Origin of the sequence: Rahnella sp. CJA17(1/100), from assembly GCF_963881615.1 — a bacterium.
GTDB classification, from domain to species: Bacteria; Pseudomonadota; Gammaproteobacteria; order Enterobacterales; family Enterobacteriaceae; genus Rahnella; species Rahnella aceris.
Genome location: NZ_CAWOJA010000003.1, coordinates 1 through 24,581 on the forward strand (window position 1 = coordinate 1; position 24,581 = coordinate 24,581).

Genomic DNA, 24,581 nt, shown 5'->3' on the forward strand with positions numbered 1-24,581 from the left:
CAGCAACGCAGCGATGCTAAAACTGCCCTCGAGACGTGAGCGTGAATATGTCAGGGAAGTGAGAGAAAAAAGGTCGAAATATCCCTTAAAAAACAATGCCGGTCACCTTAAGTGACCGGCATTAGCCGATCGGCAGCCTTTCAGTGCATTGCGACTCAGCGCAAGCCCCGCGAATTAACGCATAGTCACAAACTCTTCCGCACCGGTCGGGTGGATGGCGACGGTGTTGTCGAAGTCTTTCTTGGTCGCGCCCATTTTCAGTGCGACCGCAAAGCCCTGCAACATTTCATCCATACCGTAGCCGATGCCGTGGATACCGACGATTTTCTCTTCAGCACCGACGCACACCAGTTTCATGCGGCACGGCTGGCGGTGTTGAGTGACGGCGGTGTACATGGCGGTGAAAGCAGATTTGTAGACTTTGACGTTATCTTCGCCGAACTGCTCTTTCGCCTGTGGCTCGGTCAGACCGACCGTACCGATTGGCGGGTGGCTGAATACCACGGTCGCAATGTTGCTGTAATCCAGATGTTCGTCAGGTTTGTTGTTAAACAGACGCTCAGACAGACGACGACCCGCAGCAACGGCAACCGGAGTCAGTTCAACGGCACCGGTATTATCGCCAACGGCGTAAATCCCGTTTACGCTGGTGTTCTGGAACTTATCGACGACGATGTAACCTTTTTCGTTGGTTTTCACGCCGGTCGCTTTCAGATTGAAGTTATCGGTTTCCGGTTCGCGGCCAATTGCCCAGACCAGGCTGTCGACTTCAAATTCCTGACCGTTTTCCAGCTTCAGCGTCAGGCTGCCGTCGGCATTTTTCACCACTTCTTTCGGAATGGATTCTTTATGCAGCGCCGGGCCTTCGGTTTCCATCACTTCCACCAGCGTCTCGACGATCAGCGGATCGAAAGTCCGCAGCGGCGCGTGTTTACGCACGAACAGGTGAGTTTCAGCACCCAGCGCGTTCATCACACCGGCGATTTCTACCGCGATATAACCTGCGCCAACCACCGCAACGCGTTTTGGCATTTCGGTCAGATCGAAGAAACCGTCTGAATCGATGCCGTATTCAGCACCCGGAATATCCGGATGGCTCGGGCGTCCGCCGGTAGCGATCAGGATGTGATCTGCCGTGATCTTCTCACCGTTCACTTCCACAGTATGATCGTCAACGAAACGGGCGAAGCCTTTGATCACATCAACGTTATTTTTGCCCAGCACGTTATCGTACGAGGTATGGATACGGTCGATGTAGGCGGTACGGTTGGCGACCAGCGTTTTCCAGTTGAAGCTGTTCACGGTGGTATCAAAGCCGTAATCCGGGCCGTAGTTGCGGATCGCTTCAGCGATTTGCGCGGCATGCCACATCACTTTTTTCGGGACACAACCCACGTTGACGCACGTGCCGCCCAGCTCTTTAGCTTCGATCAGCGCACATTTTTTCCCATACATGGCTGCACGGTTGATTGATGCGATACCGCCGCTGCCGCCGCCAATTGCCAGATAGTCATAATGTTTGGTCATCGGATTTTCCATGAGTTGTCAAAAATGAAGAACGCCATACCGGCGTCGCTAATCTTAAAAATTGCTTGTGAGTTTAGCGCGTGAATGCGTTTTGTCGCAAAGTTTGGATCGATGGCTGCAATAGGTTTGATAGCTGAGACCTTAGAAAAAGGCCTCAGCGAAGGGAAATTCTTTACTTACTCAGGCACTACCCAGTTCACCGTGGTGTGACCGGTACCGGAAGGCACCAGCACTTTGAGCAGCCACGGCAGTACGTTGTTCATCTGCTGCTCGAGTTTCCACGGCGGGTTAATCACGATCATGCCGGAAGCGGTCATGCCGCGCTGATCGCTGTCGGGACGCACGCCCAGTTCGATTTGCAGAATACGGCGGATGCCGGTCGCTTCGAGATCACGCAGCATTTTCTTGATTTGCTGGCGCATCACCACCGGATACCACAACGCGTAAGTGCCGGTGGCAAAACGTTTGTAGCCTTCCTGAATGCCTTTTACCACGTCCTGATAATCGGTTTTCATTTCGTACGGCGGGTCCATCAGGATCAGCCCGCGACGTGAAGGCGGTGGCAACTGGGCTTTCAACTGCTGATAACCGTCGGCACGCGCAACGCGGGTACGGTCATCTTTCTGGAATTCACTGCGCAGCAGCGGGAAATCGCTCGGGTGCAGTTCGGTCAGGTGCAGCTTGTCGTCTTCGCGCAGCAACTGACGGGCAATCAGCGGTGAACCCGGGTAATAACGCAGGTTCTCGTTGCGGTTGAAGTGATTGACGACGGACATATACGCCGCCAGTTCTTCAGGAATATCGTCCCGCTGCCAGATGCGCGCGATGCCTTCCAGATATTCGCCAGTACGTTCGGCATGTTCACCGCTCAGCTGATAACGCCCGGCACCCGCGTGGGTGTCGAGATAAAGGAAGGGCTTTTCTTTTTCTTTCAGAGATTCAATGATCAGGCTCTGAACGGTGTGTTTCAGTACATCGGCATGGTTGCCGGCGTGAAAACTGTGGCGGTAACTCAACATGTGCGGCTTCTCCTGCGGCTTCGCGGCATTATCCATTAAAGACTATCCCGCCGCCACCCATTGATTTCCCCATAACTTGACCGCATGTTAGAAGTTACGTCATCTTTAAGACGACCCGAATTCACGGCGTGGTGCGCCACAGGCGCATCAGCCCCAAACGCTATTACGAAGGACTGGCCCTATGACTGAACAGCAAAACGCGTCGAATCCGCTCTTAAAACCGTTCTCCCTGCCTCCTTTCTCTGCGATCAAGCCTGAACATATTGTCCCTGCGATGAAATCCGCTATCGAAGAAAGCCGTCAGACGATCGAACGTGTTGTCGCGCAGGGCGCGCCTTATACCTGGGAAAATCTCTGTCAGCCGCTGGCCGAAAGTGATGACCGCCTGAGCCGTATCTGGTCGCCAGTGGGGCATCTCAATGCCGTAAAAAACAGCCCGGAACTGCGTGAAGCTTACGAGCAGTGCCTGCCGATTCTGTCTGAATTCAGTACCTGGACCGGGCAGCACGCCGGTTTGTATCAGGCCTACCGCGATTTAAAAGACAGCGAACATTTCAGCACGCTGTCCGTGGCACAGAAAAAAGCCATTGATAACGCGCTGCGTGATTTCGAGCTGTCCGGCATTGGTTTGCCGATGGAAAAACAAAAGCGCTATGGCGAAATTTCCGCGCGTCTGTCTGAGCTGGGTTCGACCTACAGCAACAACGTGCTCGATGCCACGATGGGCTGGAGCAAACTCATCACTGATGAGAATGACCTGAAAGGTCTGCCGGAAAGTGCGCTGGCCGCCGCGAAAGCGCTGGCAGAATCGAAAGAGCAGGAAGGCTGGCTGTTGACGCTGGATATCCCGAGCTATCTGCCGGTGATCACCTATGGCGAAAACCGTGAACTGCGTGAAGAGATGTACCGCGCATTCGCTACCCGCGCCTCCGATCAGGGTCCGAATGCCGGTAAGTGGGACAACAGTGAAGTGATGGCTGAAGAACTGGCGCTGCGTCACGAACTGGCTCAGTTGTTAGGTTTTGATTCTTTCGCGGATATGTCTCTCGCCACCAAAATGGCCGAAAGCCCGAAACAGGTGATCGACTTCCTGAGCGGTCTGGCAACCCGTGCGCGTCCGCAGGGCGAGCAGGAACTGGCCCAACTGCGTGCTTTCGCCAAAGAACATTTCGGTGTGGACGAAATGGAAGCCTGGGATTTGCCGTTCTACGGCGAAAAACAGAAACAGCATCTGTTCTCCATCAACGACGAACAGTTACGTCCTTACTTCCCTGAGCAGCGTGCGCTGGAAGGGCTGTTTGAAGTGGTGAAACGCATTTACGGCATCACCGCCAAAGAACGTAAAGACGTAGAAACCTGGCATAAAGACGTGCGTTTCTTCGACCTGTTCGATGAAACCGGCGACCTGCGCGGCAGCTTCTATCTCGACCTGTATGCCCGCGAACACAAACGCGGTGGCGCATGGATGAACGACTGCGTTGGCAGCATGCGTAAAGCCGACGGCGAACTGCAAAAACCGGTCGCGTACCTGACCTGTAACTTTAACGGTCCGGTCGGCAACAAACCGGCGCTGTTTACCCATAACGAAGTCACGACGCTGTTCCATGAATTCGGTCACGGCCTGCATCATATGCTGACCCGCATCGACACGCCGGGAGTCGCCGGTATTGCCGGTGTGCCGTGGGATGCCGTCGAGCTGCCAAGCCAGTTTATGGAAAACTGGTGCTGGGAGCCGGACGCACTGGCGTTCATCTCCGGTCATTTCGAAACCGGCGAACCGTTGCCGAAAGAGATGCTGGATAAAATGCTGGCGGCGAAAAACTATCAGGCGGCGTTGTTTATCCTGCGTCAGCTGGAATTCGGCCTGTTCGATTTCCGTATGCATGCGGAATATGACCCGGCTAAAGGCGCGCAAATCCTGCAAACGCTGGCTGAAATCAAGAAACAGGTTGCCGTGGTGCCGTCACCTTCATGGGGCCGGTTCCCGCATGCCTTCAGCCACATCTTTGCAGGCGGTTATGCGGCCGGTTACTACAGCTATCTGTGGGCGGAAGTGTTGTCTGCAGATGCCTATTCCCGCTTTGAAGAAGAAGGGATTTTCAACCGCGAAACCGGTCAGTCGTTCCTGGATAACATTCTGTCGCGCGGCGGTTCCGAAGAGCCAATGGAGCTGTTCAAACGCTTCCGCGGGCGTGAGCCGCAGCTGGATGCTATGCTGCGCCACTACGGAATCAAAGGATAACCTCTGCCTGTGAGTGTGTGTTTACTGTGTGAAGAAGGCGCCGATGAAGGCGCCTTATCTGTTCTGGCGCAGCGCTGGAATCTGACGTCTGACCCGGATGCCGTGATGGCACTGGTGCTGACGCCTGAACGTCTGGAATTACGTAAACGTGATGAGCCGAAACTCGGCGCGATTTATGTCGATTTTGTCGGTGGCACGATGGCGCATCGTCGCAAATTTGGCGGCGGACGCGGTGAAGCGGTGGCCAAAGCTGTCGGCATCAAGGGGCGCTATCTGCCGGATGTTGTCGACGCGACCGCCGGGCTGGGCCGCGATGCGTTTGTGCTGGCTTCTCTGGGTTGCAAAGTGCGGATGCTGGAGCGTAATCCGGTGGTCGCGGCACTGCTTGATGACGGGCTGGCGCGTGGTTATCGCGATGCAGAAATTGGCCCGTGGCTGCGCGAGCGTATGACGTTGCTGCACGTCTCAAGCCTGACGGCGCTTGCTGAGCTTTCGCCAAAGCCGGAAGTGGTGTATCTCGACCCGATGTATCCGCACAAACAGAAAAGTGCGCTGGTGAAGAAAGAGATGCGCGTGTTTCAGGGACTGGTCGGCCCGGACGAAGATGCCGATGGCTTGCTGGAACCGGCACGCCGTTTAGCGACCAAACGTATTGTGGTGAAACGCCCGGACTATGCGCCACCGATGGCCGACATCCCCGCACAGGCCGCCGTGGTGACCAAGAGCCACCGGTTTGATATCTATACGCCGTTATAGAAAGCCGCTGCTGTAACGTCTTTCCACTACTGTCATAAAAAAAAGCCCGCAGGTGCAAACCAGCGGGCTTTTTTAAATTAACAACAACGCCTCTTATTCTTCTTCTTCCTCATCGCGCAACGGCACGATCAGCATGTCGATATGAACGGTGTTGATTAGCTGGCGTGCGGAGGACATCAGTTTGCTCCAGAAATCCTGGTGATGGCCGCACAGTACTAAGTCCATGCCATATTTGTTGATGGCATCCACCAGCACCTGCGCTAAATCACCGCTGCCGCTCAGGGTTTCTGAAATCGGATAGCCGGCATTTTGCGACAGTTCGTTCAACGCGTGATGCGTTTCTTCGGAAATACGTTTCTGCATGTCACCCAGATTAACGTCGATCAGACCGGTATACAGGTCTGAATAGTTTACATCAACGTGGATCAGGGACACTTTGGCGTTATACGGACGCGCCATGGAAACGGCTTTCTCGACCAGAACTTTGCTCTCCGGTGACAAGTCCACAGCAATAAGTATGTGTTTGTAAGCCATAAGAAAACTCCTTCCATAAGTCGGTTAATAGCAATATCAGCATCATGCAAAACTCATGACTTCAGTATAGCGCCAAAAGGGTTAAATAAATCAAGCATACAGATCCCATTTCCGTTTCCGGCTATGTATAGATATAAATAATATGAACAGTTACGGATTCGTTTCCTACACTGAATAATGCAGGCGTCTCCTGTTTTGGCAATCTTCTGTGATAGGGCAAGAGGGCGGGCGAACGTAGCCCGGGGGTGTGAAATTGCGGAAAGGCAGGGCGAAACGCCGGGTGTGTGCCAGCACGACGGGCGCATTGCGCGGTGTCAGTTCGCCTTGAGGGGGAATCATGATCAGTCCCGTTGCGCTGTTTTGGGCTTTATGTTTTGTGTGTGTAGTGAATATGCTGCGCTATTACTCTTCTTTGCGCGCATTGCTGGTGGTTCTGCGAGGGTGTGATCCGCTGCTGTATCAGTACGTTGATGGAGGAGGGTTTTTTACATCTCACGGTCAGCCCAGCAAGCAAATAAGGTTGGTACGCTATATTTATGCTCAGCGCTACGTTGAACATCACGATCCTGAGTTTATCCGCCGTTGTGAACGGGTTCGCGGTCAGTTTATCCTGACAACAGCATTGGTCGGTTTAATATTAATCAGTATGTTAGCCATGCTGATTTGGTATTAGAAACGGAAAGAAACGCGAGGGAGGATGCGTGAAAAAGGAAACAAAAAAGGCGACCTGCTGAGCAAGGTCGCCTTTTTATTTCATGCCGGTCAGACAATTATCAGATCAGCTTCAGTGCAATCCAGTACAGGACACCGGAAAGCACAATCGACACAGGCAGGGTTAAGACCCACGCCATCGCGATGTTTTTCACGGTTTTCGACTGCACACCGCCACCATCGACAATCATGGTTCCTGCGACCGCAGAAGACAGCACGTGCGTGGTGGATACCGGCATGCCGGTATAGCTGGCTACGCCGATGGAGACCGCCGCCGTGAGCTGTGCAGACAGACCCTGTGCGTAAGTCATGCCTTTCTTACCAATCTTCTCACCGATAGTGGTTGCGACACGTTTCCAGCCAATCATCGTACCCAGCGCCAGTGCCAGTGCCACAGCGATAATGATCCAGATAGGCGCGTATTCAACGGTTTGCAGAATGTCTGTTTTCAGCTCGCCGAGGAAGCGTTTGTCTGCAGGAGAGGTTTCCGGCAGCTTGGCCACTTTATCCGCAGTATCAGAAACACACATCAGCAGGCGACGCATATGGCTGCGTTCTTCCGGTGCCAGGTCGCTGTAAGACTGAAGATTGGTCAGCAGGGTTTGCGCGCGGCCGATAGCGTCAAGTGCGTGGCTGCTGTCGCAGTGGAACACTTTAGGCTCATCGGTCGGTGCGATATTGACGTCCGGTGCCGGCACCATTGGCGTCTGTGCAACCACGTGCGGCACGGCATCAACATGTTGCTGATAATACTGGCCGAGGTGAGTCACGGCGTCGCGGGTACGGGTAATGTCGTAACCGGTCGCGTTCATATTCACCACAAAACCGGCTGGCGCCACGCCAATCAGCACCAGCATGATCAGACCGATACCCTTCTGACCATCGTTAGCGCCGTGAGAGAAACTCACGCCGATAGCCGACAGAATCAGACCGGTACGTGTCCAGAATGGCGGCTTTTTCTTGCCGTCTTTCTTCTCACGTTCCGCTGGTGTCAGGTGGATACGGGCATGTTTCTTATTGCCACTCCAGTAACGGCGCAGCAGGAAAATCATGGTACCGGCGATAATCATCCCGACCAGCGGAGAGATAATCAGCGAAGCAAAAATACCAATCATTTTAGGGATGTTTAACGCATCGACCACGGAAGTGTGAGTCATTAATGCATTGGTCAGCCCTACGCCAATGATGGCGCCGATAAGGGTGTGGGAGCTGGACGCCGGCAGGCCGAAATACCAGGTACCGAGGTTCCAGATGATCGCGGCCAGTAACATAGAGAACACCATGGCAAGGCCATGAGCAGAACCCACATTGAGCAGCAAATCGGTTGGCAGTAAATGAACGATGGCATAGGCCACACTCAAACCACCAAGCAGGACGCCAAAGAAGTTAAATACCCCTGCCATCACGACCGCTAATTGCGAACGCATTGCCCGGGTATAGATGACGGTTGCCACTGCGTTGGCCGTATCATGAAAGCCGTTAATGGCTTCATAGAACAGAACAAACAGTAACGCGAGAATCAATAACGAACCGGTATGAATATCCAATCCGGCAAATAGATGCAGCATAATTGTTACGCCAGTTAGTGGTCATGAACGCCGCGCATTATCTGCGAGAACAGGGGGACGGGAAAAGGAAAATATGACATTTTTTTGACTAAAAACAGTTCAATGTTTGGCTTTATTTCAATTAAGTATTTATCTATCAATATGTTATTCCTCCTTTGAACGCAGAAACATTTACTTACGACGTCCGGCAAGCAGTCTGTCTGGCTGGTTTAACAGCCCTCCGTCCCTTACAATCCGCGACTCAAAGCCCCGGTTAACAGGGCAAACCTTATCTAAAACGTAGTTGAATTTCCGGAAAAGAGAGGCCAAAAGTGGAACAGGTTGATGTGGTAGTCATTGGTGCAGGTGCGGCAGGCATGTTCTGCGCAGCACAGGCCGGACAGGGTGGCTGCCGTGTTCTGCTGCTGGATAACGGCAAAAAAACCGGGCGAAAAATTCTGATGTCAGGCGGCGGACGCTGCAATTTCACCAACCTTTATGCCGAACCCGCTGCCTATCTTTCCGAAAACCCGCATTTCTGTAAATCCGCGCTGGCACGTTACACTCAGTGGGATTTCATCGATATGGTCAACCGTTACGGCATCGCCTGGCACGAGAAAACGCTCGGGCAGCTATTCTGCGACGACTCGGCACAGCAAATTGTCGCCATGCTCGATAAAGAATGCGAGCAGGGCAATGTCGATGTGCGCTTGCGCAGCGAGATTTCCGACGTGCAGAAAACCGAAAATGGCTTTGTTATCAAAGTGAATGGCTCAACTGTAAGCACTCACTCACTTGTTATTGCCAGCGGCGGGCTTTCCATGCCAGGGCTGGGCGCGACACCCTTCGGTTACCGTCTGGCGGAACAGTTTGGCCTGAAAGTGCTGCCGACCCGCGCCGGTCTGGTGCCATTTACCCTGCACAAGCCGCTGCTCGATCACTTGCAGACGCTTTCCGGGGTGTCAGTCCCGGCGGTGCTTACTGCTGAAGACGGCACTGTCTTCCGTGAAAGCATTCTTTTTACCCATCGTGGCATGTCCGGCCCGGCCGTTTTACAGCTTTCCAGTTACTGGCAGCCTGGCGAGTTTGTGAGCGTTAACTTACTTCCTGATGTCGATCTGGCGGCGTTTCTGAATGCACAGCGTCAGGAACACCCAAATCAGAGTCTGAAAAACACGCTGGCGATGCAACTGCCGAAGCGTCTGGTCGAATGCCTGCAAACGCTGGGGCAGTTGCCGGACGTGACGCTGAAACAGCTGAACGTGCCGCAGCAGGCCGAACTGGTTGAGCAACTGCAAAACTGGCAGGTACAGCCGAACGGCACCGAAGGTTACCGCACGGCGGAAGTCACACTCGGCGGCGTCGATACCAAAGAATTATCTTCAAAAACGATGGCGGCAGCGAAAGTCCCCGGCCTGTATTTCATCGGCGAAGTGGTGGATGTGACCGGCTGGCTGGGCGGATACAATTTCCAGTGGGCATGGAGCTCGGCGTGGGCATGTGCGCAGGATCTGGTGGCGGTTCTGGAATAATACAGACGGTGATCTGAATAAATAGTTTGTGATCTAACCTGAATTTGAGACATTAAAGTTCGTGATCTAGAGCACCTCTACAAAAAATCTAATTTTGATGTCAAACAGGACAATCTCCCCCCTCAAAAGCAGAAAAACAGTACATATGGTAGCAGTCGCAGATGGGCGGCATAGCATATGTAGTGTTTAGCGAACGGTTCACGCTGGTGGCATGAGGAAGTTGGGCAGTCTGGGTATAAAGCCCAATTCGGAAAAACTCTATTACGCAGCCTGCCCGTAAACCCGAATCTCACCGGCGAGCAAGGCCGCTGGGGAAATCACAGTGCATCATGAAGCGGGGAGGGCCGGCATGTATAAAGACGAAGCCTCTTTTAATATATCCACTGCCGAAGGGGGAGTATACTCACACGCTGGGAACTGGCTAATAAAAGGAATTAGCATGAGCAATTATGAGGAAATCGCCACACGCATTGCCGATATCATTATTTCACCTGACTCAGTATTAGGGTTTGTTCACGGTGCGCTCTCCGTACCCGTCGATCTTGGATATATGGCTTATGGTGTATTTGACACTGATTCACATTACGCCCACGAAACACAAACCATTAGAATCATCCATGCAATCAAAAATGGAATCCTCAATTATGATCGGATTCTAGACGCGATAAAGACGGTTTTCGAAAAGTTTGATAAATACGTTTCAGAAAGCAAACAAAACAAAATATACAGCCGGTCTTTATTTTCAATAATAGGTCGCACTGCAACTAACTCTGTAATTTCAGCAAAAATAGCCACGGCGATTGCTCAGCGTGCTGGATTGGCAGTCACAGTGCGGGGTGGTCTTGTTGGTAATTTATTGCTGATAGGTGGAATGAAAGAACGCTGTATCAGAACATCAGAAGCTCTCAGCATAGACGAACCTGAAATATATGGCGAGTTGCGAAAAAAAGATTATGACTTACTCTACTTTATGTTTGAACCGGCACTCAAGCCCTTTGTGGATGCTCTGATCGTAAGACGACAACAGGGAATGCTAGCGTTTGATAACATACTGGAACGTGTTGAATCAAAATTGAGTGGATCTTATGGGGTTAATTAAAGGCTCACTAGGCGCGTTTGCCGGTTCGATAGCTGTTTGGCTGTCTTTCTATTTCATTTTCCATTTTGACACATGGACAATGAGGTTGATTTCTATTTTTACTCTCAATGCTTGTATTTATCTTGTGGCAAAATTTTTAGACAAAAAATTTCCATGTGATTAATACAGTCGCTTAAATTATAAGGATGTAAAATGTCAAATCCAGCATATTTATGGTTAACTGATGAAAATGGATCACCCGTTATAGGTGGATCTTTAGTTTCTGGTCGAGTAGGAGCCATAGAATTAAAGTCGTTGACTCATAATGTACAGATCCCAACCGACTCAAATACGGGACGACTAACGGGAACACGGGTACATTCACCTTTATCATTTCAAAAGGAATTTGATAAGGTTACACCGCTTTTATACAAAGGACTGAGCCAGGGGCTTACCATGAAATCCGCAACATTTAAGATGTACCAGATCTTAGATGCAGGCATCGAATCCGAGTATTTTAATATAATCCTGGAAAATGTAAAAATAACTTCTATTACGCCGAACCTATATCAAGGCGGTCAGACGGGAACGCATTTTGAAACAATCCAAATGCGCTATGAAGTTATTACGTGGAAGTGTTGCGAGGGCAATATTATATTTAAAGATTCGTGGAATAACCGCTGGGTTGCATAAGCAGACGCACTCCACTTTATAGGGCAAGATGTCTATCCCCACTGTGGTCTCTGAACACAATTTGTGTACAAAGTTTATTGTTCCAAGACAGTGGCTGTTCGTGGCAGTTAAAACTATTTATTCCATATCGTCATCAGGACGTGCTGTCTGTGCGGTGAATTAAAAATCCCCCTGAAGGAGCAAGTGATCCTTCAGGGGGAAGATTAAAAAATACCCCGTGCCGCGTTACCGTCCCCCCGGTAACACATTCTCAGAACAAAAAACCTTTCAAATTTTCCAGCATGTTGGTCATCATGCCGAAGGCCATATTTACGCTGTGAATGCTGTAATACAGCGTAATATCATTGCGCATCAGGTATGTTTCAAAACGCTTATCTGCCAGCACCGCCTGAACTTCCAGACTGCGATCGCGAAAATGGCGGCAGTTATTAATGTACAAATCCAGCGACCGGTATTCTCCCGTAGCAAGCTGATTCACCAGCGCCGCCATCTGTTCGAAGCTCTCTACCAGCGCCCTGTGTTTTTCCAGATGGCCGGTATGCTCCTGAAGATTTTCCATAATGACGTTCTCCCGGTAATAAGACGACGGTAAAAGCCTGATCAGAAGCTTTGCCAGTCGGCCTCATTGGCTGAGAGTACCCCCGGCTTTTCCTTGCGTGGAAGGGCGGCAAGTGCCTGCGCCGGTTTTGCCAGGGACTGATGCTGAGCCGTGGCGTTGCTGAGGTGGAATTCGCCGACCAGTCTCGCCAGGCCATCCGCCTGATCCTGCAACGAGCGCGAGGCTGAAGAGGCTTCTTCAACCAGCGCGGCGTTCTGCTGGGTCACGTCATCCATCTGATTGACCGCCTGATGCACCTGAGAAATTCCCTGACTCTGTTCTGTTGCCGCTGCGGCAATCTCGTTGACCAAATCAGTCACCTGACGGATGGCATTACCCATGGAGTTCATGTTCTCGCCGACATCGCCCGCCTGATGGGCACCGGCTTCGATCAGGCTGTAGGAAAGGTCGATCAGTTCTTTGATCTCACGCGCGGCGGTGGTCGAACGTTGTGAAAGATTTCTGACTTCACCGGCAACAACAGCAAAGCCTTTACCGTGCTCACCGGCTCGTGCTGCTTCTACGGCAGCATTTAACGCCAGAATATTGGTCTGGAAGGCGATGCCTTCGATAAGCGTGATGATCTCAGTGACTTTGCGCGAACTGCTGCGGATATCACCCATCGTACCCAGCATCGTCTCAAGTGATGATGCACTTTTCTCCGACAGCGCATTCATGTTACCCGCCAGCTGGCTGGCCTGACGCGTGTTGTCAGCCGTCTGGCGAACCGTCTCACTGAGCTCGGTCATGCTGGCGGCCGTTTGTTCCAGAGAGGCCGCTTGCTGCTCGGTGCGCGAGGAGAGATCTTCGTTACCGGCCGCGATTTGTGCCGAGGCGCTGCTGACGGACTGGGAAGCCGCGCTCACAGACAGCAGCGCTCCGGATACGCGTTGCATCAGGTTGTTGAACGCGCGGGCCATGTTGCCCACTTCATCATGACGGCTGTCATCGGCGCTCACTGTCAGATCAAGCCGCTCGCTGGCAACGGCCATAATCCCCCCGATGTCCAGCAGGCTTTTTCGTACCCGACGGATGGTGGCCAGTGCAAGGGATCCCAACAGCAGGATAATGATCGTTACGCTGCCGCCCATTCCCCACAGTGTGGTGCTGAAAATGCTGTGGTTGGTGGCCCGCAGCTCCTCACCAATGTTGATATTTAAGGTAAGCTGCTTTCGGTAATCGGAGATGAGCTGACGGATAGCCCCGCCGATGCTGTCATCGCCCTCAATCATTGCCAGAGTGACCTCGTCCTGATGTGCCCGTGAAGAGGTCAGAAAGGCGGGAAGCGCCTCCTCCACTTTACGAATATTGTCGAAAGCCACGTGCGTCAGCCTTTCATCTTCAGCATCTGAGATGTCGTGCTGCAGATAATAATCTGTCAGCGTTTTTAACCCGGTAATCTGTTGCTGAATGCGGGTTTCTACTTCAGACATTTTGCTGTTATCAGTCTGGCTCTGATGTTTATAGAGGGTGAGAGAAAGCTTATTGCTTTGATCAATAAGATTATTGAGATCCTTAATTGAAGGGATCGTATTGACCTGAACATATTCAAACCGGTTCTGGAAACCCGAAATCAACATGATCGCGACGATGCCCATTGTGATAAGGGCCGCAGAAAGCAGCGAGAACGTCAGTAAAAGACGCTGTGTGATGTTCATATTTTCCCCTGATTTTAAAAGTCCCGCCTTCAGGAAAGCGGCAGGATGTGAATCAAGGTTATCGGCAAATGTTGCATCAACATTAATTAAACCGATCTAATTCAACAATTTACGTTAATGCAGTGTTCGTGGTGGGCATGTTTAAAGTGATTTTTTATGCATTTAAAGAAATTTTTCATTCTCATTGAGTCGGTTTTTGAATTATTCCCGAAGGGGCAGGAAGGTTTGTTGAAAAGAACATCAGGAACACAGCAATTTCTCATTGAAAAGCGCGAAGAAATAACCCAGTCTGCGGCCTGCACTGCGCCATCCGGCATGTCTCTTTCTCTGTCACAAGGTCATCTGATGTTTACCCATAATTGTTACCGTGCTATTGCGCTGTATAAATCAATGAAATGAAAAGAATGACGGGACGATTTACCGGTTTAAGCATCATGCTTCCTCTGCTTCTGACGTCATGCGGTACACTTTCTGAAATGCAGGTGGAGGACAATCCTCATGAAGTGAAGCAGCTTGCCTGTAGCCAAAATCTTGACGACATGGTGGATACCGTCGCGCAGCGATATCTGCACAGAGAAAAATCCAGCGGCATGGCGGTCGGGATCATCAGAAATAACGGCGCGGCCAGAACCTGGGGTTATGGCTATACCAACGCGGTGAACGGCTACAAGATTGATGGCGAAACGCTGTTTGCGCTTGGTTCGGTCAGTAAAGGCGTGACGGGAGAAGTGGTGGCGGGGCTGGTCGACAAAGGGCAGCTAAAGTGGGATGACAAACTGGCAGATTTACTGCCAAAAAATATTCCGCTGAGCGAGGACGCCAAAAATATCACTCTGCTGCAACTGGCGACGCATACTTCGGGATTGCCCCGTCAGAAAATGACCAAAGATATGCTGGAAAGTTTTCTCAGGTATTTATATACCGGCGACAACTTCTATCATGAACTGGACAGCGACGCCGTTGTGGATAATCTGTCGTCATTTAAAAAGCCATTATTGCTTGTGCCGCAATATTCTAATTTAGGGTATGCACTGCTCGGTTATATTCTGAAATTGAAAACTGGTGAAGATATCCAGCAATTATCTTATGCCTTTATTTTTAATGCCTTAAAAATGGGTAACACCAGTTTTTATGCCAGCCAGTTAAAAGCCTATCCGTATCGTGCGATTGGACATGCGGGAGATCAGCCTAAACTTATCCGCCGTGGCGAGGTCGTCCCCGACTGGCATTTCTCGAATAATATGGTAGCGGCGGCCAGCCTTTACAGTAATGCTGATGACTTGCTGAAATATCTGCGGGCGCATATTGATGATTCACAACCAGGCGATCTCAGTGACGCCATTCATGTGACGGAAAAAGTCTATTTCCAGCGAAAAATAGAAGCGGCCAATATTGCATGGGTCACGGATTATAAAGATGGCCAGATTATTACTTACCAGGTCGGTTATATCGGCGGCTATTCCAGTTATATTGGTTTTGATAAGAAACATAAAAATGCGGTAGTGGTTTTACAGAATACCTTCAACTGGAGCAATTACATTGGTCATGATTTACTGCTGAAAATGGCAATGGCGGATGACTATAAGGCAACCTGCGGGAAAGAGACGTTTTTCTCCTCCCCCGTTAAAGAGGGAGAAGCCCGGTGATCTATTCTGCCTGATGCACTGCAATATACCGCTCAAACTTCGCCGGTTTTAACTGGCTGAGATCCACCAGCACTAACCCGTCGATGCAGTTGTTGAATTCAGGGTCGCTGCCGAAATCAATAAACTGCACACCACCGGTTTCGCAAAGCTCGGAATATTGTTTATACAACGCCGGAATGCTGCACCCGAGATTCGCCAGCAGGCGTTTCAGGCGCTGCAAGTCTTCCTGATAATCATCGCCGCAAAACTGTGCTAACACATCAGGCAGCGAAGCCGGATACGGACGTCGTGATGTCGCCAGCGGTAATGCCGGGGAGAAATACAGGCGGTAAAACGCCACCAGTAAATCACGGGCGGGCAGCGGCATTCCGCCGGAAATCGACACCGGACCAAACAGATAACGGGTCTGCGGATATTTCGCCAGATACGCGCCGATGCCGAGCCACAGATAATCCAGCCCGCGTTTGCCCCAGTAAGCGGGCTGAATAAAGCTGCGCCCGAGTTCGATACCCTGCGCCAGAATCGGGTCCATCTGATGGCCATAGTGGAACAGGCTCTGGCTGTAGATCCCGTTCAGCCCTTTGCTGGCGACTTGTTCTGCGGTCGGGATGAACCGGTAAGCACCGACAATTTCCAGCGCCTGCGGATCCCATAAAACCAGATGATAATAATCATCATCATAGCCGTCGAGATCACGGCGGCGACCACTGCCTTCGCCCACGGCGCGGAACGCGATTTCGCGCAAACGCCCCAGCTCGCGCAAAATCGGCACAGTGTCTTCACCGTGACGACGATAGAGATAAATCATTTTGCCGTCCGGCGTGTTGCCCAGCACTTCGCTGGCTTCCAGCGCGTGTTTTAGTACCGCACGGTTTTCCGCACGGGCAATCGACGTTTCGGTGTGGAACAAACCCGGCTTGCCAGCGCCGAGGCGGTAAAGGTGTTTACGAAAACGCGCTGCCAGATCGCCCGCCTGCATTTGTCCATCGTGCCAGCTGGTATACGGAATGCGCGCACCGATTTTAAGCGTCAGGCTGTTGCCGCGCTGGCCGAACATTTCATGTACCAGTAAAAGCGTACTGAGCGGGCGGTAAATCATGGAACTGAGATAAAACAGCGCGCTGTTGCTGCCACTGATATGTACCGGCACCACCGGTGCACGGGCTTTGGCGGCGAGGCGGATAAATCCGGTGTGCCATTTTCCGTCGCGCACACCTTTCGAACTCATGCGGGATACTTCACCCGCCGGGAACACAATCAGCACGCCCTGATTCTCCAGATGTTCCTGCATCTGTGTGACCTGATTGCGCCGCGTGCGGTTGCCCATATTATCCACCGGGATCATCAGGCTGCCGAGTGAAGACACCAGCGACAGCAACTGATTCGCCACCACTTTGACATCCGGACGTACCGACGCCACCGCATGTAATATCGCCAGTCCGTCCAGCGTGCCAATCGGATGATTCGCTACGATAACTACCGGGCCGTAGCTCGGGATCTGCTCCCGGTCGCGCTCGGTCAGTTCACAGCGGATATTAAAATGTTCAAGTACCTGCTCGGCCATATCAATGCCTTTCAGGTGCGGATACTGATCGGCGAAACGGTGAAACTCTTTTTCGCGGAACAGGATTTTTAACAGTTTGCGTTGCCAGGAAGGGGTTTTCTGCTGCGGGTCGAGATCCTGAAACAGGGTATCCATGCTGAACATAGGATGTCCTCCGGTTGAAGTCTCCCGACCATAATCAGCGCGCATGACAGTGATGTGTCACTTTGATGGCAGTACGGGGAAGCCTGAGTAAAACAACGGTTCAATTTGTTGCGAAAGCAAGCCATTGCTAATAAAGTCAAACACTCATTTACGGCTTTGTAACATGCCAGAACCCTTTTTTGTGAGACGCGACTTTCCATGCCTGACGCTGCTTCGCCCGACCTGACTGCCACCAGTCCGTCAAAGACCACGCTGCGAATTCTCTCGATTCTGGTGTTCAATTTTGCCAACTATCTGACCATCGGCCTGCCACTGGCGATCCTGCCGGGTTATGTACATGAGCATCTCGGCTACAGTGCTTTCTGGGCGGGACTGGTCATCAGCCTGCAATATTTCGCGACGCTGCTGAGCCGCCCTTATGCCGGGCGTTATGCGGATAAAGTCGGGCCAAAAAGGGTGGTGATATTCGGGCTGAGCGGCTGCCTGTTCAGCGGTGTGTTCTATCTGCTGGCACTGGGATTTGACGCCACACCGGCGGTCAGTCTGGCGTTGTTATGTCTCGGGCGCGTGATGCTTGGTGCCGGGCAAAGTTTTGCCGGAACCGGTTCGACGCTGTGGGGCATCAGCGTGGTCGGCTCCCTGCATATCGGCAAAGTGATTTCATGGAGCGGGGTGGTCACTTACGGTGCGATGGCGATTGGTGCGCCACTCGGTGTGCTGATTTTCAGTTTCGGCGGCCTGACGCTGCTGTCGGTGTGCATCATTTTGGTGGCGCTGACGGCGCTCATCACCGCGTGGCGCAAGCCGCCGGTGGTCACAAAAGCCCCGGCGCAAATCCCGTTCCGCCAGGTGCTGGGGAAAATATTGCCTTACGGCATGATGCTGGCGCTGGCGTCCACCGGCTTTGGGGTGATTGCCACCTTCATCACCCTGTTTTATGCCGCGAAAGGCTGGCCGGGCGCGGCATTTTCCCTGACATTCTTCAGTGTGGCCTTTGTCGGCATGCGGCTGTTATTGCCCAACAGCATCAACCGTTTTGGCGGATTGCGTGTGGCGCTGGCCTGTTTTGTGGTGGAGATTGCCGGGCTGATTATGGTGTTTTTCGCCCCGACGGCGTGGGCTGCAATGGCCGGTGCTTTCATTACCGGTGTGGGTTTCTCGCTGGTCTATCCGGCGCTGGGCGTGGTGGCAGTCAAAAAGTTGCCGCAGGAAAATCAGGGCAGCGCGCTGGCGACCTATTCGGCATTTCTTGATTTATCTCTGGGGATTACCGGCCCGCTGGCCGGTGTGCTGATGGCGCAGGCTGGCATTGATGCGATTTATCTTGGCTCGGCGCTGCTGGTGCTGATGGCGCTGGCGCTGGTCGTCCGGTTGCTGTTACGTCAGCCTCCGCCTGAAACCAACGCCTCTGTCAGTGCTGATTAAACCGGTTGCCGTACGCCACGGATGCGGCCCATATGCAGCGTATCCACCAGTTCGCCGTCGCGCATTGCGTAGCTCGGGCTGAGGCCTTCAACGCTGAAACCGAACTTTTTGTACAGCCCGATTGCGGCATCATTATCGGCATAAACCGTCAGCTCGACGCGGATCACGTGCAACCATTTGTCACACAACTCAAGGGCAGCAGCGATCAGCTGACTGCCGACGCCTCTTCCCTGAAATTGCGTATCCACACCAATACCGAAAGTCGCCACATGGCGGCGTCGCCACGGCTGCTCAACCATCAGGGTGAGATTGCCCACCAGTTTGCCGTCGATACACGCAACCAGCGCGAACCGGCCGGGTGCGGTATTGGCAAGGCGGTCTTCCCATAGCGTGGCGGGTGGATAAGGGAGTTGCAGGGTGTCGCTGTAAACAGGAACCTGAGCGTATAGGTGTTGAAGCGCCTCTGCATCTGCGGCTTCAGCGTGACGAATGACTATTTCGCTCATGGCGACACTCCTCTTTTTGTGGTTACTGTTTGAATATCCTCTACATTTATCAGGAATAGGAAAACTGTCAATCGAATGTTTGGTGAAAAAAACGCTTTACAAGTGCGAATGATAATGATTATTATTGCCATGCGTTCCGGGGATGGCCTCACACCAAGGTCAAACGGGTCCCCATGAATGCACGACATTGCTCACATTGCTTCCAGTATTACTTAGCCAGCCGGGTGCTGGCTTTTTTTTCTTCATATTTTGAGCTGTGGATGCGTTGGCTGCGTTCGCTCACCCCGGTCACATACTTGTGTATGCTCCCGGGGATTCGCTCGCTTGCCGCCTTCCTGTAACTCAAACTATTTCGAAAAAACTTCCTTTCATATTATGGGGTCGCTCGCTGGCCGCGTTCCTGCGACTCACATTCTTTCGAAAAATCCTGCTTCAGGGAAAACTCATATTCTGCTGCCATATCACCCGATCTCCGGCGGGTGGTTGGGCGATGACGGTGCTGCCGGATAAACGGTTATTAAGGAACATCAGTGAGCTGGCGGGTTGTGCGGCGACGTCGGTGAAGTCGAACGTTGCCTGCGTCAGGGTTGAGGAAAGAATATCGATTTGCTTTGGCGCAGTGCCGGAAAGCGTGAAGCCGACCTGATTAAACTGCGATGCCTGAACCGACAGTGTGGAGGATTTCAGCGTGAGCGGTGCAAATTCGGTGGTGGCATTAAACGTACAGCGGACAAAATTCACCGGCGCCGTGCTGTCAAATGAATGCCCGTTGATGTCATTAAATACCGTATCGGTAAAGGTGATGGCGGCAGTGACGTTGCTTTGTACTACCGGCGCGCCGTCCTCCTGCAGGGAAAACTGACACTGACGAATAACGTTCGGGCGCGCAGCGCGTTGCGATGCCTGGCTGATAATCAGGGTGCGGTCAGCGGTACAGCCGGTCATCTGCAAACCGTCGGCATTCACCCACAACATCCCGGACTGCGGGATAGTCTCGTTGGTAATCACCACCAGATCTTCCAGCGTCAGTTCACTCACGCCGGAGCGGGCGACAAACCACGGACAGACGTGCTTACGTACATTGATACGTTTGGCGCTGCCTCCCCAGGTGACACCGGAATTGGCAAAGGTCATCAGGCCGGAATTGCCGGTATAGGTGAGATCATGTTCGTACTGACCGTGAGTCACGAACGGGCCTTTTTCCGCGCTCTGTCCGCTGGCGTGACAATTCTCGACCAGGCAATATGCCGACGCCGTGAAATCATTTAAATGCCGCGCGTTCGCCACGCTGCAATCACTGACATGTCCATACAGACAATAGATTTGCTGTGTCAGATATCCGGCACCGCCAAAGGCGGTGTTCGGCGGATTAATGAGAGAGCACTGCTGCGTCAGATAATGGGTATTCCAGCGTCGCATCACCACCGGCCAGAACGAGCCCGTCGAATGGATCCCTTCGACATTGGTGTAAACACCGTATTCGAACGCCACCGGATGGCTGCCGGTGATCTGATCAGCCCCCGCCCCGAAGAACTGCATATTTTTGATGGTGACGAATGCGACCGGTTCGACTTTCTGCCAGCTGATCACCCTGCCGGCCAGCAGTTCCCAGCCGTTGTAATAGCCAATCTGAATATGCGTGCTGTCAGGAATCGCGATGATTTCCACCAGCTTTTGCAGCTCGCGTTCCGCCGCGCCTTTCACCGGTGCAACCTGCACCGCATACCAGTCGCCCACGCTGAACAGTGACGAATCCGCGACCGGGAAAATATCCGTTTGCTCCTGCAACGTTTCTGTCAGCGTGAAGGAGACGGGGGTGCCGGTCACCGTGCCCCGGAAGAACAGTACGGCGGCAAACGGGTCATTGACCGGTGCGCTGGCAATGCCGGTGGTGAAAACCCGGTTGTTCTGGAAATCCAGGGTGATGTCTGAGCGTGAGAAACGATGGCGGCGCTGAAAAAGCAAATCTGAAAAAGCGAAGATCTGGCTGATGGCCGGGTCATTGACTAATGCATCCAGCGCATCGTCGGCGGGTTGCTCAGCATTGAGAATACCGAAAGTGCGGAAATCGCCCACGCCCTGATGGATAAGCAGCCAGCGTCCGGTGTCCGAGTGGTCAGAAGGGATGACTGTGCCGTTATTGGCGGGCAGAACGCAGTTTTTGTCCCAGTGATAATGACCGCCGCCGCCGTCACCGGCCTGAAAATAACCATTAACGAAGACATTATGATCCAGACGTATTTTATGATTCTTCAGCGCGGATACAGAATTGAATGTTTTCATGGGTGAATCCTTTTAAGGCTCAGAGGTGAGCCACTTTATTTTGTTATATCTCCGTATTTTCAACCACAATATGCGGCCCTGTACTGGCTGGCACAACGGATCGGGTATTTATCATGATATTGTTCTGTTCAATAAAATAAGACGGACGGGAAAATGCCTTATCTGTGAATAACCGCTTACCGTGCGTGAATGTCACGTGATGCGCCTGATAATGATTAATACCAGCGGTAATGTGAATATGAAGCTGATCGTCACCGGTCACTTCAGTTTGCATTGGGCCTAATCGCCAGGTCACAGGATATTCGCCGGTCCGTGAAAGTAAAGGCCGGGAGGCCTGATCGCTGGACAGTGTGGAATCACCATTAATAACGATTTTCTGAGGTTCATCCGCCGTTAATATAAGGGACACATTTTCAAGACGGCAGGCGTTAAAGTTAACTTCTTTATTTTTAATTAACAGCGAAACATCTTTGTCCGTTCCTTTAAACTGGCAATGGGAAAAATACAGCAGCGAACGGCCATTAATGGAATTCCGGGCTTCGGCCGCCGGATGGGAAACAATAAACGGGTCATCCGGCGCCAGGTTACTGATAGTGGAATCATGGCGAGGATCCAGTACGAACCCGCAGTTTTCGAATACGTTCATTTTGATACTGCGCTGACTGTTTTGCAGTAATGTCAGTTCTCCGCTGAGGCTGCAGTTTTGCACCGTCAGTCCGTCGCAATTCAGGCGCAATATGCCGAGATTATCCTGTTCCACACTCCGGTAAATGTGCACATCCGTTAAGGTCAGATCAGTGACGTGCGTGTCGGCTGTCAGCATAGAACAATGGTGCTGGTTGATGACAATACGTGCCGCCGACTGTCCCCAGGGTTTGCCGGAGTTGGCCAGTGTCAGGATGCCGGAGTTGGCCGTAAAATGCAGATCATGTTCATACTGACCGTGGGTGACGAAAGCACCGGAACTGTCACCGTTGCTGTGACAGTGCTTTACCACGCAGGAAGAGCTGGCGGTGAAATCGTTAAGATGCCGGGCATTGGATGCCGTACAGTCCGTAATCACGCCATACTGACAGTAAATTTGCTGAGTCAGATAGCCTGCGCCGCCCCAGGAAACCGAAGGTGGATTAGTCAGCGAGCATTGTTCAGTGCGAAAGAAGGTGTTCCAGCGACGGAAAATGACTGACCAGAATGTCCCCTGAGCATGAACATTCAGAACATCGCAATAAATGGCATATTCGAAGGCGACCGGCTGGGAACTGTTATTAGCCAGCTGCCCCTCTGCGACATATTGCATGTTCTGAATACAGACATTCTCAACCGGCGTGACTTTGCGCCAGTGCAGTTGACTTTGGGCGTCCAGCGCCCAGCCGCTTCTGTAATTGAGCCGGATATGCGTTTCATCAATCTGTTCTGTCACCTGTACCAGTCGTTGTATTTTGCGTTCCCAGTGGCCGGAGACTTTGTCCGATTCCAGGCAATACCACTGGCCGACAGGATATAAGCTGCTGTCATCTACCGGATAGATTTCTGACAATAAAGGCAAAGGATCCCTGAGAAGGGATATTGATGTTTTTTCTTCTGCTATTCCCCTGAAAAAGAAAATAGCGGAGAGGTAATTATTTTTGGCATCTGCCAGGGTTTCCAGTCCTGTCGCGGTCACTGTCTGGCCATTAAAATCGAGGGTGATATTCGAACGGTTAAAGCGATGGCGCGACATGAAATTCAGCGAGGTATGTGCTTCAATCCGGTGAATAAGCGGATCACTGATCATCGCCTTCAGTGCCGCATCTGCAGCATTTTGTCGGTTAACTATACCAAACTGACGAAAATCCATGACGCCGTTATGTAATTGCAACCAGCGGCCTTTAGCGGATTTTAACGAGGAAATAACGGTGCCCTGATTGGCCTCTTTCTCACTGTTCGCATCCCAGTAAACCAGTTTTGGCGCACCATCTCCGGCAAAGTAATATCCCAAAACCATCGCACAGGTCCGGTCAGCAGGCGCAGAGAGGTTTCTTAACGCCATAATGTTGCTCGCGCTAATCATTTTATCCGGATTAATTTCAACGGCTTTAAATAATCCCGCCGACACTACACCACCGGTTATTCCCGCGATCAACTCGCGGCGGTTAATCATGATAATTTCCGGAAACAGATGTCACATTAATTTACCTTAAGGAGTTTCTTCTTTGAGTATTGTACCGATGGGTAATTAAGCAACCTGTACAAGAACAATTTACCTCAACCTTCCTCAAATCCTTTGGATTGAGTCACCTGCATTTGTTCATATTTTTTGAACAGAGGGGTGAAGTTTTTACGCTTTCTTATTCTCAGGCGTTGACTAGACTAGAGAAAACATTGAGGAGAGTTGAACATGATCTATTTACGTCAGGCACAAGAACGCGGTCACGCCAGTCACGGCTGGCTGGAAAGCTGGCACACCTTCTCTTTCGCCGATTATTACGATGCACAATTCATGGGATTCTCCGCACTGCGGGTGATCAATGAAGACTTTATCGATGAAGGACAGGGTTTTGGTAAGCATCCGCATAAAGACATGGAAATTCTGACCTATGTGCTGGAAGGCACCGTGGAACATCAGGACAGCATGGGCAATAAAGAACAGATCCAGGCGGGGGAATTCCAGATTATGAGCGCCGGGACCGGGGTGACACACTCTGAATACAACGGTAACAGCGACCGTAAACTGCACCTTTATCAGATCTGGATTATCCCGAATCAAAAAGGGCTGGAACCGCGTTACGAACAGCGCATGTTCGATGCGCCGCAGGGTCGCCAGTTAGTGCTTTCACCGGATGCCCGCGACGGTTCGCTGAAAGTGTTCCAGGATATGGAGTTGTCCCGCTGGGCGCTGAAAAAAGATGAACAGTCGGTTTATCAGATTCAGGCCGACCGCCGCGTGTGGATCCAGGTGGTAAAAGGCACCGTGTCCATCAACGGTAAGAAAGCCGGGCAGAGTGATGCGCTGGCGATCTGGGATGAAACGGCATTGTCCGTTCACGCAGAGGAAGACAGCGAAATTCTGCTGTTTGACCTGCCGCCAGTCTGATCATGGTGAAGTCAAAAGCAAAAGGCGGTGCTCCGGCATCGCCTT

General features: G+C 51.9%; 20 protein-coding genes. 10 read left to right on the forward strand and 10 right to left on the reverse strand.

Translation table 11 applies throughout. The annotated features are described in order from the left end of the window. Positions 1-174: 174 nt before the first annotated feature. Both gorA and AACU55_RS01750 read right to left on the reverse strand, forming a co-directional pair. Positions 175-1,527, reverse strand: coding sequence for a glutathione-disulfide reductase (gene gorA, locus AACU55_RS01745; protein WP_037033742.1), 1,353 nt, complete (start codon positions 1,525-1,527; stop codon positions 175-177). 176 nt (positions 1,528-1,703) lie between these two features. Next, positions 1,704-2,546, reverse strand: coding sequence for a 23S rRNA (adenine(2030)-N(6))-methyltransferase RlmJ (locus AACU55_RS01750; protein WP_013573521.1), 843 nt, complete (start codon positions 2,544-2,546; stop codon positions 1,704-1,706). Between the two features lie 181 nt (positions 2,547-2,727). On the opposite strand from AACU55_RS01750, the gene prlC reads away from it, so the two are divergent. Together prlC and rsmJ are read left to right on the forward strand one after the other, a co-directional pair. Beyond that, positions 2,728-4,788: an oligopeptidase A gene (gene prlC / locus AACU55_RS01755; RefSeq protein ID WP_112151950.1), complete on the forward strand. Its 2,061-nt coding sequence runs from the start codon at positions 2,728-2,730 to the stop codon at positions 4,786-4,788. 9 nt (positions 4,789-4,797) lie between these two features. Next, positions 4,798-5,544, forward strand: coding sequence for a 16S rRNA (guanine(1516)-N(2))-methyltransferase RsmJ (gene rsmJ, locus AACU55_RS01760; protein WP_037033739.1), 747 nt, complete (start codon positions 4,798-4,800; stop codon positions 5,542-5,544). A gap of 93 nt (positions 5,545-5,637) precedes the next feature. Here rsmJ and uspA read toward each other — a convergent pair whose 3' ends face one another. Further along, entirely contained in the window at positions 5,638-6,078 is a 441-nt protein-coding gene (uspA, locus tag AACU55_RS01765) for a universal stress protein UspA (protein WP_013573524.1), read from the reverse strand. A 337-nt stretch (positions 6,079-6,415) separates the two neighbouring features. Between uspA and uspB the strand changes: the two genes are divergently transcribed. After that, positions 6,416-6,751: a universal stress protein UspB gene (gene uspB / locus AACU55_RS01770; RefSeq protein WP_013573525.1), complete on the forward strand. Its 336-nt coding sequence runs from the start codon at positions 6,416-6,418 to the stop codon at positions 6,749-6,751. Between the two features lie 100 nt (positions 6,752-6,851). Here the strand turns inward: uspB and pitA are convergent, their stop codons facing one another. After that, the gene (pitA, locus tag AACU55_RS01775; RefSeq protein WP_037033738.1) at positions 6,852-8,357 is read right to left on the reverse strand and encodes an inorganic phosphate transporter PitA; all 1,506 of its coding nucleotides are present in this window, start codon (positions 8,355-8,357) and stop codon (positions 6,852-6,854) included. Between the two features lie 311 nt (positions 8,358-8,668). Here pitA and AACU55_RS01780 point away from each other — a divergent pair, with 311 nt between their 5' ends. The 3 genes from AACU55_RS01780 (at position 8,669) to AACU55_RS01790 (ending at position 11,639) form a co-directional block, all read left to right on the forward strand. Beyond that, positions 8,669-9,868 (forward strand): NAD(P)/FAD-dependent oxidoreductase, encoded by a 1,200-nt coding sequence (locus tag AACU55_RS01780; protein ID WP_134706545.1) that lies wholly within the window; start codon positions 8,669-8,671, stop codon positions 9,866-9,868. Positions 9,869-10,307: 439 nt separating this feature from the next. Next, entirely contained in the window at positions 10,308-10,967 is a 660-nt protein-coding gene (locus AACU55_RS01785) for a hypothetical protein (protein WP_134706588.1), read from the forward strand. A 192-nt stretch (positions 10,968-11,159) separates the two neighbouring features. Next, a complete protein-coding gene (locus AACU55_RS01790; RefSeq protein WP_134706546.1) occupies positions 11,160-11,639 on the forward strand; it encodes an Hcp family type VI secretion system effector in 480 nt (159 codons plus the stop codon). Positions 11,640-11,889: 250 nt separating this feature from the next. Here the strand turns inward: AACU55_RS01790 and AACU55_RS01795 are convergent, their stop codons facing one another. Both AACU55_RS01795 and AACU55_RS01800 read right to left on the reverse strand, forming a co-directional pair. Next, positions 11,890-12,198 (reverse strand): hypothetical protein, encoded by a 309-nt coding sequence (locus tag AACU55_RS01795; RefSeq protein WP_134706547.1) that lies wholly within the window; start codon positions 12,196-12,198, stop codon positions 11,890-11,892. 41 nt (positions 12,199-12,239) lie between these two features. Then, positions 12,240-13,895 carry a methyl-accepting chemotaxis protein gene (locus AACU55_RS01800; protein WP_134706548.1) on the reverse strand — a complete coding sequence of 552 codons (1,656 nt, stop codon included), beginning with the start codon at positions 13,893-13,895 and terminating at the stop codon, positions 12,240-12,242. 156 nt (positions 13,896-14,051) lie between these two features. Between AACU55_RS01800 and AACU55_RS01805 the strand changes: the two genes are divergently transcribed. Both AACU55_RS01805 and AACU55_RS01810 read left to right on the forward strand, forming a co-directional pair. Continuing rightward, the gene (locus AACU55_RS01805) at positions 14,052-14,294 is read left to right on the forward strand and encodes a hypothetical protein (RefSeq protein WP_013573530.1); all 243 of its coding nucleotides are present in this window, start codon (positions 14,052-14,054) and stop codon (positions 14,292-14,294) included. Between the two features lie 35 nt (positions 14,295-14,329). Further along, positions 14,330-15,541 (forward strand): serine hydrolase domain-containing protein, encoded by a 1,212-nt coding sequence (locus AACU55_RS01810; RefSeq protein WP_240785672.1) that lies wholly within the window; start codon positions 14,330-14,332, stop codon positions 15,539-15,541. Between the two features lies 1 nt (position 15,542). Here AACU55_RS01810 and AACU55_RS01815 read toward each other — a convergent pair whose 3' ends face one another. Then, positions 15,543-17,249 (reverse strand): lysophospholipid acyltransferase family protein, encoded by a 1,707-nt coding sequence (locus tag AACU55_RS01815; RefSeq protein WP_037033733.1) that lies wholly within the window; start codon positions 17,247-17,249, stop codon positions 15,543-15,545. 198 nt (positions 17,250-17,447) lie between these two features. Here AACU55_RS01815 and AACU55_RS01820 point away from each other — a divergent pair, with 198 nt between their 5' ends. After that, positions 17,448-18,674, forward strand: coding sequence for an MFS transporter (locus tag AACU55_RS01820; RefSeq protein WP_134706550.1), 1,227 nt, complete (start codon positions 17,448-17,450; stop codon positions 18,672-18,674). Here the strand turns inward: AACU55_RS01820 and AACU55_RS01825 are convergent. The 3 genes from AACU55_RS01825 to AACU55_RS01835 all read right to left on the reverse strand — a co-directional run bounded on the left by AACU55_RS01825 (position 18,671) and on the right by AACU55_RS01835 (position 23,603). Next, a complete protein-coding gene (locus AACU55_RS01825; RefSeq protein ID WP_134706551.1) occupies positions 18,671-19,180 on the reverse strand; it encodes a GNAT family N-acetyltransferase in 510 nt (169 codons plus the stop codon). The genes AACU55_RS01820 and AACU55_RS01825 overlap by 4 nt on opposite strands. 432 nt (positions 19,181-19,612) lie before the next feature. After that, positions 19,613-21,463, reverse strand: coding sequence for a hypothetical protein (locus tag AACU55_RS01830; RefSeq protein ID WP_134706552.1), 1,851 nt, complete (start codon positions 21,461-21,463; stop codon positions 19,613-19,615). Positions 21,464-21,506: 43 nt separating this feature from the next. Then, a complete protein-coding gene (locus tag AACU55_RS01835) occupies positions 21,507-23,603 on the reverse strand; it encodes a hypothetical protein (RefSeq protein WP_134706553.1) in 2,097 nt (698 codons plus the stop codon). Between the two features lie 237 nt (positions 23,604-23,840). Between AACU55_RS01835 and AACU55_RS01840 the strand changes: the two genes are divergently transcribed. Next, on the forward strand, positions 23,841-24,536 hold the full coding sequence (locus tag AACU55_RS01840; protein ID WP_013573537.1) for a pirin family protein: 696 nt from the start codon (positions 23,841-23,843) through the stop codon (positions 24,534-24,536). Positions 24,537-24,581: the final 45 nt, after the last annotated feature.